Raw genomic sequence first — 17,206 nt, forward strand, 5'->3', positions numbered from 1 at the left:
GGCGCATCTTCCGCAGATCCCGGTGCAGCCCGAATCGAATGACGTCAATCGCCGCCGCCGTACTCACCCTGGAGCGGCAACGCTGAAAACGCTCAGTGGACCTCAGCGCACTGACAACGCAGCCACAATTCGGCTGGGCTGCCGTAGTGGTCGTGCTGAGGCGGAAGCTAGCGCGTCGTCCGTCGGCACGACCGCCTCGCCGAGGGTTAGCGGCGCGTTGGTCTGCGCGGGGGTGGTGTGCGGGCGCGCGCCGGGTGCATGGACGCGCCGGGTTGGTCCGCTCATATATGCGTCATTGGGGCGTGCTTTCGACTGATCGGGACCGTCTTTCGACCGAAGCCGCAGGAGTGAGCGAGAGAGAACTGCAAGTACACGGAACGGACAAGCGGACGGGTTCGCCGTCGGAACGGCCGGGGCCGCGGTGACGCCGATCTGGTGGAAGTGAGTGCCTGTAGCTGATACAGGCATGTCCGTGACGGTTCGAGAGGCCGGTTCCCGGCCGGAGAGTATGCCGGCTTTGCGGACGCGCCGCGGCTGTGGTGGGAGGGTGGGAGTGTCCGGCCGCCACCGCGCGGGTGTGGCGGCGGCCGGGGCGCGAGGGGCCGAGGCTCCCCCTCGATCGGTCCTCGCGCGAGGTGCCCTCCGGGCGGCCGGGGCTGCGGCAATTGCCCTGTTGGCCGCCGGGGAGGGCGGCGGCTGGAGCTGTGTTGTCGGCGATACGGCTCCAGCCGGTCTCGTGAAGGCGTGCGCGTCTGTCACGGCTCGGGGGCTGGGAGCCTGCGGAGTGGGCCAGAGCCCAACTTCACCTGGACTGAGAGTAGAAGAAGAGCCGGGTTGATCGGAAGTGGGCCTGGTCACGCTGCCCTGCCGACTTCGGCCTGGGCGTTGGTGTGGGCGAGGCGACAGGAGACACTCCGCTTAGCCTTGGCTCATTCTCCGCGAGAGCCAGTACGGCAAGGCAAGGGCACCTGCGCCGCCGAGAGCGGCGTGGTCACCGTTGTGCGGGCCGAACCGATCGAGTCTTCGATAGTGGGCGGTGAGATCCGAAGAGAGTGGAAAAACGGGCAGTGCGGGGTGCGTGCCCGGGTCTGATGCCGCCCTGACATGTTCTGCGCAGTGATGCGTGTCGGGGGCGTCGGGGTTCCAGGGTGCGGCGGGCTGCCACTCGTCGCGGCTGCCCGATTCGCACGGCAGGTGTCCGGAAGGCCCGCCGGATGGGCTGCGAGCGGGCGCGGGGCCTCCTGCCTGAGATCCCTGCGGGGGTCTACCCTTGTTTGGTAATGGTGAGCGAGCAGGTGCCCTGTCCGCGGCTCCAGGTGAGCATTGGGGCTGTGTCATGGATGTGCGGCAGAACACCGCGGCTTGGAAGCGTGTCGTGGAGATCGCGAGTGCCGCCGACCGTCCGGTGGCGTTGCCGTCTGCCGTGACGGCGTGTGTGGAGGATGTGGGCGGGGATGGCCTGGGAGTCAGCCTGATCACCTCGGGCCGGATCAGGGCCGTGGCCCATGCCGTTGACGAGCGCAGCTACTTGCTGGAGGACGCGCAGCTGGTGGCGGGGGAAGGCCCGTGCACCGAGGCATACCTGCGACGCCGGATCGTAGAGGCGGACGTGCAGCCCTCCTCCGGCCAGTGGCCCGTCTTTCTGCGGACGGCCGATGAACTCGGCATCCGCCGCGTGGTGGCCGTGCCGCTGCTGGTCGGCAATAACGTCCCGGTCGGCGCCATGGACGTTTACCACACCGCCCGCGCTCCCCTCAGTGCAGCGAATCGCGCCAGGCTGGAGGCATACGCCCGTATCCTTGCCCTCCTGGCACTGGATGCCCACCCCGTGCTGATCGGATGGGAACAAGCAGCCCCGGAGGCGGGCCCCGTGGGCTATCCACCCGCCGTGCACCAGGCGGCCGGCGCAGCCGCCGCAGCCAGCAACGTCCCCGTCGCCGAAGCCCTGGCCCGCATGCGGGCCCATGCCTTCAGCCACCAGCAACTCCTTGAGGACGTCGCCCGCGACATCCTCACCGGACAGCTACGCCTCGAGGAAGACCGCGACACCCCACCTGGCTAGTCGCCTCACCCACTCTGGAACGGCCTGCGTCCGAGGCGAAGTGCGGGCCCCAGCTACGACATGACGGTGATCAGTTGCCGAGCCGGCAGGGAGCGGACTCGACGTGGGACGCATCGATGGAGGAGAGACGCCGGAACGGCGGCTTGCCCTGGCGGAGCGACTGGCAGCTGCTCAGGACTGGGCTCGGCTGCTGGTCGAGGAGAACCGCCGACTCTCGGAGGAGAACCGGCAGCTCAGGCTGTCGCATTCTCGGGCGATTGCGCGCGACATGCGAGTATCCCGTGCGCGGGCAGCGTGACCAGGACCGCTGGACGACCCAGTGGCACGGATGGACGGCACGCACGCACAAAGGTCGGACGCGGCACGATAGCGACGCTGCTGAGCGTATTCGCTGGCGATGGAAACGCGGAGAATTGCTAGTCCACCGCTGACGAACCACCGTCACCGTCACCGGATTTGCGGATTCTGGACCCTCCTCATCGACTCACCGGCACCGATACCGGGCCCTGGCAGTGAGTCCACCTGATGCAACAGTGGTTGCCCCAGCCGCCCCAGCAACAGAGGGTTCGCCCGGAACACGTTGGTACGGGTTGCAGCGCAACAGCACGGTCGCAACACTCCCCGCCCTGGCTGTGGAGGTCCGAGCGGGAGTCGTTTCGCGATGTGTTGGGGAGTCACGGAGCGCATCTAGGCATGATCAATCGCGATAGCTTTTGATGTCGGAACCGGCTCGTGAAGCCGGGCATGCCAGGCCGTGTATGACGTTAGGGTCCCGTCGTGGCTGGCTCAGAGCCTGGGTGTGGGGCGTGCCGCATCCGATGCCGGTTCCGCGTAACAGTTCACGCTTGTGGGGGTCAGGAGCCGTGGCGGCGGCCTAGGCTGAAAGTAGTCCTCCACCGTCTTCTGACGCACCCGTGAGGGCCTATCCCGCAGCAGAGTGAGCCTGCGGCGCATCCCACAAGCGCTGGGCTCGCCTTCCTCTCCCGCGGAAGTCGCCGACAGTCCGGCCAGTCCCTCGGGGCACCTTTGAGGCCGGGCAGAACCACGCCCCCGGCTGCCTGGAGGGAGTGCTCCAGTGGCCGGGGAGCGGCCACCAGGACGGGGCACGCGGCCGTCGTTCGCAACGGCGGCCGCCGCCCGTTCACTCCCCTTTGTGTGCCCGGCCCGGGGCGGTGGGCGGTCAGTTCTTCGGGGGTGTTTCGCGGCCTGCCCAGGCGTCGTTGGTGCTGGCGTGTCGCGGGAACTGCGCTGTCGCGCCGTGGAGGGCCAGGAGCCGGCTGATGAAGGGCTGGTCGTAGACCAGGCGCAGTCCCTTGCCCGACTGTTCGCAGCGTTCCTGTGCGGTGCGCAGTTCGCGGATCGTGGTGGAGTCCAAGAAGGTGACGGGCCGCAGGTCGACGATGAGCCAGGCGGTCCGTGTCTGCTGGCAGGTTCCGCGCAGCAGCGTGGTGAGTTCGAGCATCCTGGCGATGTCGAGTTCCCCGCACAATCGCACCACGCGGCAGGCGGCTTGAGGGACGGGCCATGAGTTGCTGATCGGGTTCCCCTCCTTGCGTGTTGCACCACAGGCACGAACAACGCGAAGAGATAAGGAACCGCACGTCGGGTGTCGTGGCGGAGGCCGCCGCTTCGGGTGCGGCGGCCTCCTCCATGTGCTCCGCGGCCCCCCTGATACCGCGGAGCACTCCCTCGAAGCTGCCGGCGGCATGAGGCAGTCCGGCGTTGATCTGCTCCGAGGGATGGTCCGGGCCTCAGCGGCATCCGCGGGAGTGGATGCGGGGCCCGGCGCTCATGCTCCGCAGGCTCACTCTGCTGCGGGAGAGAACCTCTGTATGACAGCACCCGAGTGGTGCGGAGAGGCTGTCCTCTGAACATAGGGCAAGGGGGAGAAGACCATACCCATCTTGCCGATATTGGAACGAAGAGCGAATTTCCCGCGCATCCGTCTCCGGTGCTCGTCATTCACTGCCCTCACACGAGAGTGCACCCACCTCCCCAGCAGCGAGCCATGACCACCGGGTGACCTTCAATGACACTGGCCTTGCCCGGCGCCCCGGAACGACTCCCGAAGACACCACGAAGCCACCGAGCGGCGAAGTGTTGGGCCGTAGGGCGGACATCGCGTTCCTGTGGTGGGAAGCTGGTAGATGCCCGGTCGCCGCGCCGTAGATGGGGCGGCGACCGGGCCCTGCGCGGGACCACGGCTCCCCCCTGGTCCTCGCGCGAGGTGCTCTCCTGGCGTGGGGGCGAGGCTGCGGGAGTGCCCCGCCGACCGGTCACGCGTGGAGAGCGGAGGCTGGAGCCGTGTAGTCGGCGATGCGGCTCCAGCCGGCCTCGGTGTTCACGGCCCGGGGGCTGGGAGCCTGCGGTGCGGGACGAAAGCCCCACTTCACCTGACCTCAGGGTAGAGGGCGACCTGGGTTGATCGGAAGCGGGAACTGGTCATGCTGAGAGCTGTTCAGCTGGTTTTGTTCTGTGCGCCCTGGGCCTTGGTGTGGGCGAGGCGGTAGGAGTCGGTGCCGGTCTCGATGATGGCGCCGTTGAAGGTGAGCCGGTCCACGATGGCCGCGCAGAGTCGCGGATCGGTGAAGGTCTTGGTCCACCCCGAGAACGACTCGTTGGAGGCGATCGCGACGCTGTTCTTCTCCTCGCGTTCGGTCAGCACCTGGAACAGCAACTCCGCCCCACGGCGGTCGAGTTCCATGTAGCCGAGCTCATCAATGCATAAAAGATCAACGCGCCCGTAGCGGGCGATGGTCTTGGACAGCTGCTTCTCATCGGCGGCCTCGACCAGCTCGTTGACGAGTTTGGTTGCCAGCACGTAGCGGACCCGGAAACCGTGCAGCGCGGCCTCGGTGCCCAGCGCGATCAGCAGGTGGGACTTCCCGGTGCCCGAATCCCCGATCAGGCAGAGCGGCTCGCTCTTCTTGACCCAGTCGCAGGTCGCGAGGGTGTTGACGGTGGCCGGGTCGACGTTCGGGTTGGCCTCGAAATCGAAGGCCCGCAACGACTTCTCCCGCGGGAACGCCGCGGCCTTGATGCGGCGCTCGGAACGGCGCCGGGCCCGGTCGTCGCACTCGGTCATCAGCAGCTCGGCCAGAAAGGCCCGATACGACATCTGATCACGGGCCGCGGCATCGGCCAGGTCACCGAACTGCTGGCGGATGGAGGGGAGCCGCAGCATCCGGCATGCCTGGTCGATCGAGGCGGCGGCGGCTTCTTCGGTCAGTCCGCGCTTGCGTGGGCTCATGATCCTTCTTTCTCGTGTCCGGCCCTGCGGCCGCGGCGGTTCAACAGCTGGTCGTACTGGGCCACCGACGGCAGCGGCCGGTTGTCCGGCGGCAAGTGGGACAGCCGCCAGTCGGCAAGGGACGTCACCGTCGCCGCGGGCCCTTCCGTCTGACCTGCGCCAGGAGCCGGCGCGGACAGTTCCCCGGTGTCGCCCTCGGCGGCCTTGCGGGCCTCCAACGCGACCGCGTCCGCCGTCAGCGCGCCCGCCCTGATCGCGGCCGCCAGACCCGCAACGACGTGTTCGTGCTCCATATGCCGGGCCAGCAGCAGCACCTCGATCAAAGCCCGGGTGCCGGCCGCGTCCCCATGGGCCGCGCAGGCCGCCGACCACCACCGGTCGTGGACCGGGGTGAACCGGCCCGCGGAGCGGGCCTGTTCCAGCGGAGTCGACCCCGGAAAGGCGCCCGGCTTGCGCAACAGCGCCTCCAGGTAGTGATCGAGCACGAGCCGGGAGCCGCCCCGGCCGCTGAGCCGCTCGTGGCGGGCGACCTCGGTGCGGCCCTCGTAGACCACCAGGTCGTTGGCATGCAGCAGGACGCGCAGCTGCCGGCCGATGAAACGGACCGGCACCGAGTAGGTGTTGGAGCGCACCGTGATCTGACCGAAGCGGTTGACGCGCGGGGTGAACCACCGCCCCGTCTCGAACACCTCGGTGGGCAGCGGCCTCAGCATCGACTGCTCGTGGGCGAAGGACTCACCGACGGTGCGGGTCCGCGAGCGCAGCCGGCGGCCCTCGTCCTGAAGGTCCCACCGGTCCACCAGCTCGTTCAACTCCGCCAGCGACGCGACCTCGGGGACCGGGACGAAGTGGTTGCGCCGGAAGTAGCCGATCTGCCCCTCGACGCCGCCCTTCTCGTGGGCGCCCTCGATGCCGGGCCGGCAGTAGAACGCCTCGATGCCCCAATGCGAGCGGAACGCGGTCCACCGGTCGGACTCCACCCGGGCCCGCCCCAGCCCAAGCACCCGCTCCACCGCGGCCCGCAGATTGTCGTAGCGGATCTTCCCGCGCGGAACACCGGCCAGCCGCCGGAACGCGTGCTCATGTCCTTCGAGGAAGGCTTCCTGCCCGCAGGAGGCGAACACCCGGTGCACCGCCTTGCCGGAGTAGGACAGCCGCAGCGAGAACAGGTAGACCCTGGTCGGCACCCCGGCGAGCACGATGTGCACATCCCCGAAGTCGACTTCCGCCTCCACCCCGGGCAGATGTCTCTGCGGGATGAACATCGCCTCCGGGCCCACCCCGGCCTTGCGACGGATCTCCTTGCGCCGGTCCTTCACATAGAGCCGGACCATGCAGTACGAGATGTCACGGGCCTGGTGCCCCTCGACCAGCCGGTCAAAGATCCGCTTCGCGGTGTGCCGCTGCTTGGGCGGCGCATCCAGATCCGCTTTCAGCATCGAGTCGATCAACGTCTTGTAGGGATCGAGCCGCGATTCCTTGCGCCGCGGCTTCTTCCGCGGCTCCGGCCACTTCCCGTCCAGAGCCCGCCGGACCGTCCGCCACGTGACGTTGTGGACCTGCTGCAACGACCGCATCGACATCCCCAGCAAGTGATCCTTGCGGATCGCCGTGTACAGCTCGACCTTCGACTGCGAGTTACCCATCAGGCCCCCAGCGGCAGAAGCACACCCCACAGTCCCACCGCAAGCCCCCGCCTGACGTCAAAACAAACCGACATCGCAATGTCGGTCAGAACGCGACACCCACACTCATCGCGAAACGACTCCCCAACTCACGTTCATAGCCACCGCCCCTCGCGCGAAGCCGGATGGTCCCATCGAGTGCTCGGACGCCTCTGGACACGATCGCCTATCACTTGGAGTCAGTGCGAAATCGCGGCCCAGTGCCTGCAGTTGCTCCGTTTGGCCTGTTGGCTCAGCGCATGTGTACAGCGAGATTCAGGGGAACCCGTCGGCTTCGGATGTTTGAATCGTCGAGCAGGCGGCCCACCCCAGGCGACGCTACCGATAGGGCGAGCACAGGCGGGCGGGCGAGGGCGCGAGAGCCACCGCGGGCCGAGGGGGCAGATCCTCGCTGAGGCGCCGAGGCGGTAGTCAGAGCGCCGGTCTGCGGATTACGGCACTGCCACCGACCTCACGAAGAGCTCTCGGGCTGCGCGGCCTGTGGGTCACTCAGCGCGCCGGACCTCAGCTTCGGGGCTGCGCCGACCATCCATGAACCGACCGGCGGGTTACCTAATCTTCGAGCACGCAGAAATCTATGCCCGCTGGAGTAGACGTTGGGTGGTGGTGTGGTTATGGGTTCTCGCGTAGCCGAGATCGAGCCGGGCCTGGCAGAGACGAACTGCCGGCAGCAGTACCCGCAGTTGCAGTGCGCAGGACGGTGCGGTGGTGGAGTTAGGGAAGAAACGGAGGAGTTGAGCGCCATCAGGATCGCCCGGGTGGAGTCTTGAGCCCGGGTACCGCAGGACATCGTTAGTGAGGTGGTCTCCGGTCAAGCAACCGCGATCCGGGCAGCCCCGACAGCATCTTGGTCGGGTCTGCGGAAACGGTGGGCCGACGCAGTATCAGGGTCGGCAGATGGTGTAGCAGTTCCTTCGGGGCCCGGGTGCCATACGGCACCCGGGCCCCTCCACGCGTTCCACAGAGAGGTGCAATGACAGCAGGCGATTCGTTCAGCCGTCTCGATGACGACGACTACCCCGCCTACATCATGGGCCGGGCCGCCGAGATGCTCGGCATGACACAAGGTTTCCTGCGCGCCATCGGCGAGGCCCGCCTCATCACCCCGCTGCGCTCCACGGGCGGCCACCGCCGCTACTCCCGCTACCAGCTGCGCATCGCAGCCCGCGCCCGTGAACTCTTCGACCAGGGCACGCCCGTCGAGGCCGCCTGCCGCATCGTCATCCTCGAAGACCAGCTCGAAGAGGCCCAGCGCATCAACGCCGAACACCACCCCGCCACCGGACCAGAGAACCCGGCGACCACAGTCTGAATGAGGAAGGGGAGACGCGCGGCTTCCCGGCTCAGGCGTTGCCGGTGTCGGTGGGTGCGTTGGCTGGCCTGGTGTCGATGGGGGGCAGTTGGCGGCGATCTCGTTCAGCGTTTGGGTCTTGAGCTTGTTGGCGGTGAGCTTCCAGCGGAGTTTGGTGGAGACCTAGTCGGTGGCGTAGGTGCAGTGGGCGTCGGCTGTCGGGGGCAGCCACTCGGCCGGGTCCTGCTGTGGATCGGTCCGAATGCCCGCGCTGTGGTGCCCTGCCTCGTGGCGCAGCCGTGGAGAAGCCGTATCGGTCGTGGAGGAACGTGCAAGCGGTCGTGTTCCGGGGGCATCCCGCGCCGAACGGCGTCACGTGCCTGCGGACGGGGCCCGCTGGTCCTCGGAGAGGGGCGGTGCGAAGGCAGTGGTGGCCGAGCGGAATGCCCTGCGGTAGGCGGACGGGGTGATGTCCAGGGCGGTGCGCATGTGCTGCCGCAGGTTGGTGCCGCTGCCCAGGCCGGCCCTGGCGGCGATGTCGTCAACAGGCAGTTCGGTCGACTCCAGCAGATGGCGTACGTGTGCCAAGCGGGCCGAGGCGAGCCATTCGGCCGGGGAGAGTCCGGTCTCCTGTCGGAAGCGCCTGGTGAAGGTCCGTACGCTCATGTGGCAGTGGGCCGCGAGGTCTTTGAGGGATAGCCGCCGATCCAGGTGTTCCGTCATCAGCGTCCGTGCCCCGGCCGTCGAGGTGTCCGCGTCCTCCCGGACCGGGTGCTCGATGTACTGTGCCTGCCCTCCGTCTCTCATGGGCGCGACGACGTTGTACCGCGCCACCCGGTTCGCCACGGAACTGCCGTGGTCCTCCCGGACCAGGTGCAGGCACAGGTCGATGGCGGCCGCGCCGCCGGCTGACGTCAGGATGCCGCGATCGGCGATGTAGAGCGGGTCGGTGTCCAGGTCGACTGCGGGAAAGAGCCGCCTGAACTGCTGCGCGTAGCGCCAGTGGGTCGCGGCCCGGCGGCTTTCCAGCAGGCCGGCGGCCGCGAGTACGAACGAGCCGGTGCACAGGGACACCACCCGGGCGCGGCGCCGGGCCGCACGGCGCAGCGCTTCGGCGACGGAGGCGTCCACCGCGCCGGCGTCCAGTAGCTCCGGGCAGCGGGTGCCGGCGACGATCACCGTGTCGGCGTGCTCCAGCAGGGACAGGTCGCCCTGCGGCGTGACGCCATACCCGTTCACCGTCGGTACGGGGGAGCCGTCCGGGGTGAGGGTGCGTACCTCGTAGGCCGCGGTGCCCGCGCGGGTTTCGACCGAGGCAAGCATCTGGGCCGGGATGCTCAGGTCGAAGGCCACCACCGGTGCGAGGGCCAGGACGGCCACATGGTGCGGTGTCGCAACTGTCATGGCCCAATAGTTGCACATAGTGGCTCTTGGGCCACTTCTGTGCCGCTCGTGATCGGCAGAGACTGATGTCAGTTCCGCACAACAGGCCGGGCAGCACCCGGTCGAACACCCGGAAGGTGCCCACCCAGCCATGACTGCCCCCGCTGTCGATCCCGAGATCCAGACCCTGCTCGACACCGCCGACACCGGCGTCTTCCCCGTCCACGGCCTGGACGCCGTCCTCGCCGACCCCCAGCGCTATGCACTGCTGCGCGCACACCCCGACACCCCCGTCGACGACCAGGTCAAGGTGCGAGACCTGTACATCCCCGGCCCCGCAGGACAACTGCGACTACGCGTCTACCGCCCCGACACCACCGAAGACCTGCCGATGATCCTCTACATCCACGGCGGCGCCTTCACCTACGGATCCCCCGAGGCCGAAGAGGGACGCTCCCTGCGCTACGCCCGCGACGCCCACGCCGTGGTCGTCTCCGTCGACTACCGCCTGGCCCCCGAACACCCCTACCCGGCCGCAGCCGACGACGCCTACGCCGCCCTGACCTGGATCGCCGACAACCCGGCCGAACTCGGCGGAGACGCAACACGCATCGCGGTCGCCGGCGGCAGCGCCGGCGGGAACATCGCCGCCTCCACCGTGCTCCGCGCCCGCGACCAGGCGGGCCCGCACCTGCTCTTCCAGTCCCTGACCTACCCCAGCCTCGACGGCAGTCTGACCAGCGCCTCGGCACGGGAGTTCACCGATACCCCGGTCTTCGACCGGGGCGCGCTGGAACTGGCCGTGCAGTACTACGCGAGGGACGGCCACGCCGACCCGTACGCCTTCCCGATCCGCGCCACCGATCTCAGCGGCCTGCCGCCCACCTACATCGCCGTGGCCGAGATCGACCCGCTGCGCGACGAGGGCCGCGACTACGCCGCACGCCTGTCCGCCGCCGGCGTCACCACCGAACTCGTCCAGGTCCCCGGCGCCGTCCACGGCTTCGACCTCCTCTTCCCCCAGGCCCGCATCAGCGAACACAACCTCACCGACCAGGTACGCACCCTGCGCGACGCCCTCCACCCCTGACTGAGTAGGTTCGGGGGCTGGAAACGGAGCGGAAGCCACCGCGCCAGTCCCCGACCCCACTCAGGGCTTGTCGCGAAAGTGGATCCTGGACGCCGAGTCCACCTCGTGCCGGTTCACAGGGCGATGACGATTTTGCCGTGAACGTGCCTCTCGGCCTGCGTCGTCACGGCTTCGCGGATCTGCTCGACCGGGAAGGTTGCCGCGATCGGAACCGTAATCTCGCCGGCATGGATCGACTCGGCGATCCGTTCCATGGCGCCCGGACCCGCGTCGAGGGCGCCCGCCTTGCTGACACCGAGCGGCGGGGCGGGGCCGTCGGCCACGACGGAGATCCGCTCGGGTGCCACGCCGAGCTTGAGGGCGGTCTCGGCCGCCTCCCTTCCGAACAGGTCGGTTGCGGCGGTGATCCCCTCGGGCGCCAGGGCCCGCACCCGGTCCGCCAGGCCGGGGCCGTAGGCCACGGGTTCGGCGCCGAGCCCGCGCAGGAATCCGAACGTGCCCTGGGATGCGGTGCCGATCACCCGGGCACCCGCAAGCTTCGCCAGCTGCACGGCGAAGATGCCCACGCCACCCGCCGCTCCACCGATCAGGACGGTGTCTCCGGCGCTGAGTTCGATCGCCGCGAGCGCGGCGGAGGCCGTCAGGCCGGACACCGGAAGCGTGGCCGCCACCTCGTCGCCGATGCCATCCGGGGTGGGCCACAGCCCTGCAGCGGGGGTCTTGACCAGCACGAAATCGGCGACGGACCGGCCAATCGCCGCCCCGAACACCCGGTCGCCGGTCGCGAATCCGGTGGCTTCGGCGCCCACCTCGTCCACCACTCCGGCGAAGTCGCTGCCGAACCCGGCCGGCAATGTGAGGCCGAACCGCGCCGCCATGTCGGGCTGGGTGGTGATCTGCCAATCCATCGGATTCAGCCCGGCGGCCGTGACCCGGACGCGAACCTCGTCCGGCGCGGCGTGCGGCTCGGGTATCTCCTGCAGTTCCAGTACTTCGGGACCGCCAAATCGCCGGTAACGGACAGCTCTGCTCATCGGTGACTCCTGGCCAGTGATGGGACTTGGTCTCATCGACCGTACACCAGTGATGGGACCATGTCCCGTACACTGTTCCCATGGCTCGCTGGCAACCCGACGCACCAGGACGACTCGCCGCCGCTGCCCTCGACCTCTTCGAGGAGCAGGGCTACGAGAAGACGACCGTGATCGAGATCGCGGAGCACGCCGGGCTCACCAAGAGCACGTTCTTCCGGTACTTCCCGGACAAGCGCGAGGTGCTCTTCGGCGGGGGCACGGTGGCCGGTCTGCTCGTCGAAGGGATCGCCTCGGCTCCGCCGGAGTCCGGGCCGCTCGACGCGGTGGCGGAGGCCCTCGATGCGCTCGGTCGGACGTTCTTCACCGCCGACCGCCGCGAGTTCAGCGGCCGGCGCCAGGCCGTTCTGAACGCCAATACGGAACTGCGCGAACGTGAAGCCCTGAAGAGGATCGACCTCACCGCCTCGATGATCGAGGCCCTCAACCGCCGCGGAGTCCCGCGCCTGACCGCGCGTGTGGCCGCGCAACTGGGCGCGCTCGCCTGGGAGATCGCCTACGACCAGTGGATCGACACCGACAACAGCGAGGGCTTCGGCCCGCTGGCACGGCAGGCGCTCGCCGACGTACGCGCGGCCGGAGCCGCGCACTGATCAATGATCAGGGATATGGCCAGTCACCCATAAACCACAAGTAGCTGCCCGGCGTTGCCACACACGCTTCGAGCGGCTCGTCAACGTCGAGCAGGGCCGCCTTCTGCTGGCCGTCAGTACACCTCTGTGTCAGGGCGGCTACTTCCTGGCGAGCGACTTGAGCTTCCTGTTCGTTGAGCGTCATGCCGGTCAAGGCTGTTCAGTACTCTCGCCAACGCTTAACCGCGCTCGTATGAACCCCGCAGCAAGGTGTTCCGGGACAACCCCTTTCACGCGGGGCGTCCCGAGGCGCGCGGCTTCAGGGCCTGGAGTCTACGGGCGGGCAGGGGGCGTACCCGACCCTGCCCCTTCCTATCCCCGCCTGTGCCCTTGCTCGACTCGCGCCGCCGACATCCACGTCCAGGTGCCGCCAATTTGAAGTGGCAGCTCAAAGGACTGGTGTGGTCGGTTCTCGGGGTAATCGTGCTGGTGTGGCTGGGAGTCCACGGAGAAGACCATCCGCCAGCGGTTGGCTTCGAGGTTCGTCAGGATGAGCACGGCACGCAGGAGTTGGGTGGAGCGGGCGGGTTCGGTATGGAGCCCGGGGAGGATTCGCCAGTTCTTGAGGTGGGCGGAACCGTGAGCCTCTTCCAAGTTGATTGCGCTGGTCACGGCAGATGGGCGGGATCACGGTTCGGTCATGGACGCCTTGCGAAGATCCCTGCCGTTGCCATCGTTACCCGGCGTCGCGCCCTCGCCTCGTCGTCACCGAAACGGTCGATGCCCCAGGAGAGGGCGTGGACGTGTTTGACGTGAACTGGATGGACCGGGCCGATCGCCGTAGGCGCGGCAAATTGGACCCACTCGATGCCCAGAATGCGGCGCGAGCTGTGCTGAGCGGGCGGGCCCGTGCACGGGCCAAATCGGGCGACGGGCCGGTGCAGATCGCCAGGATGTACAGACTCACGAAGGTGTCAGCCATCAAAGCCCGAACGCAGGCCATCAACCAGCTCAAAGCCGTTCTCATCACTGCCGATCCAGCTTTGCGGGAAGAACTGGCTGGACTGGGCAATGCCGAACTCTTCCGTACCTGTACCGGCTACGCCGATGGGAGCGGTGACGATGAGGTCGGCGAGGAGTCGGTGCTGCAGGCCACTCGGATCACGTTGGGTCTGCTGGCTGACCGGATCGGCCAGCTCTCCGCGCAGATCCGGGAGGTGGGCGCTCGTATGGCCTGGCTCGTGGAGTGCCATGCCCCGCAGCTGTTGGAGGTGGTGGGGATCGGTCCGGACACGGCCGTCGCTCTGCTGATCGCGATGGGGGACAACCCGGAATGTCTGGGCAGCGAAGCGTCGTTCGCAGCGTTGTGCGGGGTCAGTCCGGTCGAGCGTTCCTCGGGGCGCCGGCAGTTCCGCCGCCTGAACCGCGGCGGTGACCGGCAGGCCAATGCTGTGCTCCACCGCATCGTGTTCACTCGCCTGCGGGTAGACCCGCGCGCCCAGACCTACTACGAGCGCCGGATCAAAGAGGGCAAGACCCGGACGCGAAATCGTCCGGTGTCTCAAGCGCTATGCGGCTCGGGAGGTCTTCCACCTCATCGGACAGCCACAGCCAGAAGCCCGTGCATTTCGCTGTCCCGGCCTTCTCCGACCGCCGCTGGCAGGAGGTTGCAGAGGCCCGCCGGACCATCGAACCGGTCATGCTGCGCCTGTCCGTCGAACGCGGCGACGTCGACTGGGAAGCCCGCGTACGAGCCGCCCACCACCGGCTGGCCCGCACCCCGGCGTACGCACCGGAGGAGGGCGAGCACTACAGCAACGCATGGGCTGAAGCCCACCGCCTCTTCCACCGCACCCTGCTGGAGGGGTGCGGCAACCTCGTCCTGCTGGAGACCTTCGACCGGATGTGGACCGCGAGCGAACTGGCCCGCCGCTGGTCGGCGCACCGCAACCCCGACCGGGACGGCGCCCTGGAACATCGCCGGCTGGAGGAGGCCGTACTCGCCCGTGACGCCGACACCGCGGCTGAGGTCCTGACCCAGCACCTCACCCAGACCGCGGCCGGACTGACCGAGTCCTCCCACCACGAACCCACGGACGAAGCCTGATGCGCCTCGCCCCCCTGGCCGCACGACCACACATGATCACCGACACCGGAGCCACAGCATGACTACTTTCGAGGCGAGCGCAGGCCGCCACTGCCACAACGCTGTCAGCCCCCTGCACACATCCGTGTACTTCGCGCCGGAACCGGCGGACGAACTCGCGGCGCTCGGGCTGGAGCGCGGAGCCATGGTCTACCTCGCCAGCCGTGCGGCACCGCTCGGGGCCGTCGATGCGGGCACTGTCACAGCGACGTTCTACAACTTCAACCACGAGCATGTGCAGCGGTACATCCCCGCCGCGTGGACCGTCACCACGCCGGAGGCGGTGCTCACGGCACGGCTGCGTGGCGCGGACCGAACCCTGCAGCGGCTGCTCGGGAAGGAGACCCTGACGTCCACGGAAATGACCGAGGCGGCCGAACTGGCGCTGCACGCCACCGAAGCCTGCCGCCGAGAGGCACGGCCGCTCTACGCTGCCAACTCCGACCTCCCGGTACCCGAAGAACCGCACCTGGCCCTGTGGCACGCCGCGACGCTGCTGCGCGAACACCGGGGTGACGGGCACCTCGCCGCCCTGGCAATCGCCGGCCTGTCGGGCATCGAGGCGCTGGTCCTGCACAACGCCACCGGCAAGGCGCCGACCTCGGCACTGTTCATGCGCACCCGCGGGTGGTCCGCGCAGCAATGGGCCGCCACCCGGGACCAATTGCGCGAGCGCGGCCTACTGGACGAGGCAGGCAACCTGACGCAGACGGGCGCCACCCTGCGCGGCGAGGCCGAGATGCTCACCGACCGCCTCGATGCCGCCCCGTACGACCACCTCGGTCCGGCAGCCACCGTGCGCCTCACCGAACTGGCCGGCAGCTTCTCCGGAACCCTCAGAGCAGCGGGCGCCTTCCCCGCGGTGCACTTCGGCAAGGGCTGAGGGCCGGAGCCGGGAGCCCGGCACCCTCGTAGTAGCTACGGCCAGGTGGCGTGCCGCGCTACGTGACGTTCGGTTCTGCAGTTGCTGCGACGGCTGGAGGCTACACCGCGGTAAATGCCGGATTTACTGCGGCAGTGCCGGAAGGGCGGGACGGGCGGGACGATCGAACCGGTGACCGAACTCGGTGGCGGGGGCGCGTTGCGGTCGCCGGGCACGTTGCGGTCGCCGCGCCCCCGCGTCGTGCCCATGTCCGCCCCTCCTGCGTCGTACACCGCGGCGGCCGAGCGGTACCTCACCGGCATGGACATCGCTAAGTCCTCCGCGCTGATCTACCGGATCTCGCTGGCGACGTGGGCGTGGATGCTCGCCGATGAACCGGCGCCGACCGGGCCCGCCCGCCGGGGCGCGAAGCCGCCCCTCTTCCCCGTCACCGCGAGCGACGCCCCGGTGCTCCCGTAGGTGCTGGCCGAACTGGCGGCGGCGGGCGGACGAGATGGACGCCGACACCGTCAACCGGGAGCTGTCCATCGCCGCGAGGTGTTCGGCTGATGGCAGCGCCAGGGCTGGGTCGAAGGCGATTCCACGATCGGCATCGAGCAGCGGTCGGCACCGCCGGACCGCACCAAGGCCCTGGGGAGACCCAGATCGCCGCGCTATGGCGCCTGGATGTCGCGCTGCGGGAGAAGACGCAGTGGAAGATGCTCTACGCGCCCGCCGCGCGGGCCGATGAGGTGCTGTGCCTGAACGTGGAAGACCTGTACCCGCAGGACAAGCGGGGGAAGATCACCGCCAAGGGCGGGGTGACCGAGTGGATTCACTGGCAGTCCGGCAGAGCCCAGCTCCTGCCCCGCCCCATGGCCCGCCGCACCCGCGGCCCGCTGTTCCGCACCGACCGCTAAGCCCCGGCCGAAACGCCGACGCTCGACGTATGCCCGGAGACCGGCCGGGCCCGGCTCTCCTACCGCCGGGCCGAGGAAGTGGTGAAGCCCATCTTCGTCCTCGCCCTTCACCACACCTCAGCGTGAGGTTGGAAACCGCTCAGTGTTCTCCGGAGGAAGATGAACACAGACGAACACGGCTGCATGGGGGGATCGAATGCAGGGCCAGGGAAACGGCCACAGTGACAACCCGTCCCTCACCGAGCTGCGTGTGAAGCTGAACGATGGCCTGGCCGTTGCAGGATGGCGAACCGGTGCCCTTGGCGGGCATCTCGTGCGAGGGCCGACCGAGGGGGAGCCTCGGTGCCTCGCGCACCCGGCCGCCGCCGCACCTCAGCGGCGGCCGGGCACAAAAAGCGTCCCACCTCCGCTGTCTTCTGTTCGCGGGATGCCCTATCCCGGCAGCGGATTCACCCCGTTACAGTCCGGCCCGGCCTCGAATTCCGGCACGGCAGTCGAGCTTTCCAGTTCACGAGATGCTGCGTCGGTGCTGCGGTCAGCCCCTTCCGCGGCCGAGCGCAGCAGGTCAAGACCGGCAAACGGACGTGGTCCGCGCCCACACCCGTGGCCCGTGCACATGCCGTGGGTGCCGGCGCATTCCCGCGACGCCGACACCCACGGTCGGACTGCACCGGCTACGGAGAGGAGCTCGACGCGGCCGGAACGTCCTACCTCCTACCCTCCTCCCTCAGCAGGGGGCAGAACGGGCCGGGACAGCGCATTTCCTCTACGCCAGGGACGCACAACGCCCGCCCTTCCGCCTCTTGGCATTCCCGTTCTCATCAGCGGCTTCGCCCGGACCCGCCTGCATCAGC

General features: G+C 68.7%; 13 protein-coding genes and 3 pseudogenes. 10 read left to right on the forward strand and 6 right to left on the reverse strand.

Annotated elements, in window-relative coordinates; translation table 11 throughout:
• Both ACZ69I_RS38515 and ACZ69I_RS38520 read left to right on the forward strand, forming a co-directional pair.
• Positions 1–86 (forward strand): annotated as a pseudogene (locus tag ACZ69I_RS38515) (IS5/IS1182 family transposase); the annotation flags it as partial.
• A gap of 1,250 nt (positions 87–1,336) precedes the next feature.
• Positions 1,337–2,062: a GAF domain-containing protein gene (locus ACZ69I_RS38520; RefSeq protein ID WP_470837159.1), complete on the forward strand. Its 726-nt coding sequence runs from the start codon at positions 1,337–1,339 to the stop codon at positions 2,060–2,062.
• Between the two features lie 1,180 nt (positions 2,063–3,242).
• Here the strand turns inward: ACZ69I_RS38520 and ACZ69I_RS38525 are convergent.
• The 3 genes from ACZ69I_RS38525 to istA all read right to left on the reverse strand — a co-directional run bounded on the left by ACZ69I_RS38525 (position 3,243) and on the right by istA (position 6,958).
• Positions 3,243–3,770: an STAS domain-containing protein gene (locus tag ACZ69I_RS38525; protein WP_470837160.1), complete on the reverse strand. Its 528-nt coding sequence runs from the start codon at positions 3,768–3,770 to the stop codon at positions 3,243–3,245.
• Between the two features lie 750 nt (positions 3,771–4,520).
• A complete protein-coding gene (istB, locus tag ACZ69I_RS38530) occupies positions 4,521–5,312 on the reverse strand; it encodes an IS21-like element helper ATPase IstB (protein ID WP_468845272.1) in 792 nt (263 codons plus the stop codon).
• Entirely contained in the window at positions 5,309–6,958 is a 1,650-nt protein-coding gene (istA, locus tag ACZ69I_RS38535) for an IS21 family transposase (protein WP_470837161.1), read from the reverse strand. Before istA ends, istB begins: the two co-directional genes overlap by 4 nt.
• Positions 6,959–7,970: 1,012 nt before the next feature.
• Between istA and ACZ69I_RS38540 the strand changes: the two genes are divergently transcribed.
• Positions 7,971–8,309 (forward strand): helix-turn-helix domain-containing protein, encoded by a 339-nt coding sequence (locus ACZ69I_RS38540; protein WP_470837163.1) that lies wholly within the window; start codon positions 7,971–7,973, stop codon positions 8,307–8,309.
• Between the two features lie 351 nt (positions 8,310–8,660).
• Here the strand turns inward: ACZ69I_RS38540 and ACZ69I_RS38545 are convergent, their stop codons facing one another.
• On the reverse strand, positions 8,661–9,692 hold the full coding sequence (locus ACZ69I_RS38545) for a GlxA family transcriptional regulator (protein WP_470837165.1): 1,032 nt from the start codon (positions 9,690–9,692) through the stop codon (positions 8,661–8,663).
• A 130-nt stretch (positions 9,693–9,822) separates the two neighbouring features.
• Here ACZ69I_RS38545 and ACZ69I_RS38550 point away from each other — a divergent pair, with 130 nt between their 5' ends.
• Complete coding sequence (locus ACZ69I_RS38550) at positions 9,823–10,761, forward strand: alpha/beta hydrolase (RefSeq protein WP_470837166.1); 939 nt, start codon at positions 9,823–9,825, stop codon at positions 10,759–10,761.
• Positions 10,762–10,874: 113 nt separating this feature from the next.
• Here ACZ69I_RS38550 and ACZ69I_RS38555 read toward each other — a convergent pair whose 3' ends face one another.
• Positions 10,875–11,795, reverse strand: a complete 921-nt coding sequence (locus ACZ69I_RS38555) for an NADP-dependent oxidoreductase (protein ID WP_470837167.1) — start codon at positions 11,793–11,795, stop codon at positions 10,875–10,877.
• An 80-nt stretch (positions 11,796–11,875) separates the two neighbouring features.
• Between ACZ69I_RS38555 and ACZ69I_RS38560 the strand changes: the two genes are divergently transcribed.
• On the forward strand, positions 11,876–12,445 hold the full coding sequence (locus ACZ69I_RS38560) for a TetR/AcrR family transcriptional regulator (RefSeq protein ID WP_470837168.1): 570 nt from the start codon (positions 11,876–11,878) through the stop codon (positions 12,443–12,445).
• A gap of 7 nt (positions 12,446–12,452) precedes the next feature.
• Here the strand turns inward: ACZ69I_RS38560 and ACZ69I_RS38565 are convergent, their stop codons facing one another.
• Entirely contained in the window at positions 12,453–12,629 is a 177-nt protein-coding gene (locus ACZ69I_RS38565) for a hypothetical protein (protein WP_470837170.1), read from the reverse strand.
• Between the two features lie 1,111 nt (positions 12,630–13,740).
• On the opposite strand from ACZ69I_RS38565, the pseudogene ACZ69I_RS38570 reads away from it, so the two are divergent.
• The 5 genes and pseudogenes from ACZ69I_RS38570 to ACZ69I_RS38590 all read left to right on the forward strand — a co-directional run.
• A pseudogene (locus ACZ69I_RS38570) lies at positions 13,741–13,878 on the forward strand (transposase); the annotation flags it as partial.
• 173 nt (positions 13,879–14,051) lie between these two features.
• Positions 14,052–14,531: pseudogene (locus ACZ69I_RS38575) on the forward strand (GntR family transcriptional regulator); the annotation flags it as partial.
• 58 nt (positions 14,532–14,589) lie between these two features.
• Complete coding sequence (locus ACZ69I_RS38580; protein WP_470837172.1) at positions 14,590–15,453, forward strand: SCO6745 family protein; 864 nt, start codon at positions 14,590–14,592, stop codon at positions 15,451–15,453.
• Between the two features lie 171 nt (positions 15,454–15,624).
• Positions 15,625–15,912, forward strand: coding sequence for a hypothetical protein (locus ACZ69I_RS38585; RefSeq protein ID WP_470837173.1), 288 nt, complete (start codon positions 15,625–15,627; stop codon positions 15,910–15,912).
• Between the two features lie 89 nt (positions 15,913–16,001).
• On the forward strand, positions 16,002–16,352 hold the full coding sequence (locus ACZ69I_RS38590) for a hypothetical protein (protein ID WP_470837175.1): 351 nt from the start codon (positions 16,002–16,004) through the stop codon (positions 16,350–16,352).
• The last annotated feature ends 854 nt before the right edge of the window (positions 16,353–17,206 follow it).

It is taken from the genome of Streptomyces sp. NPDC036815 (assembly GCF_055609205.1).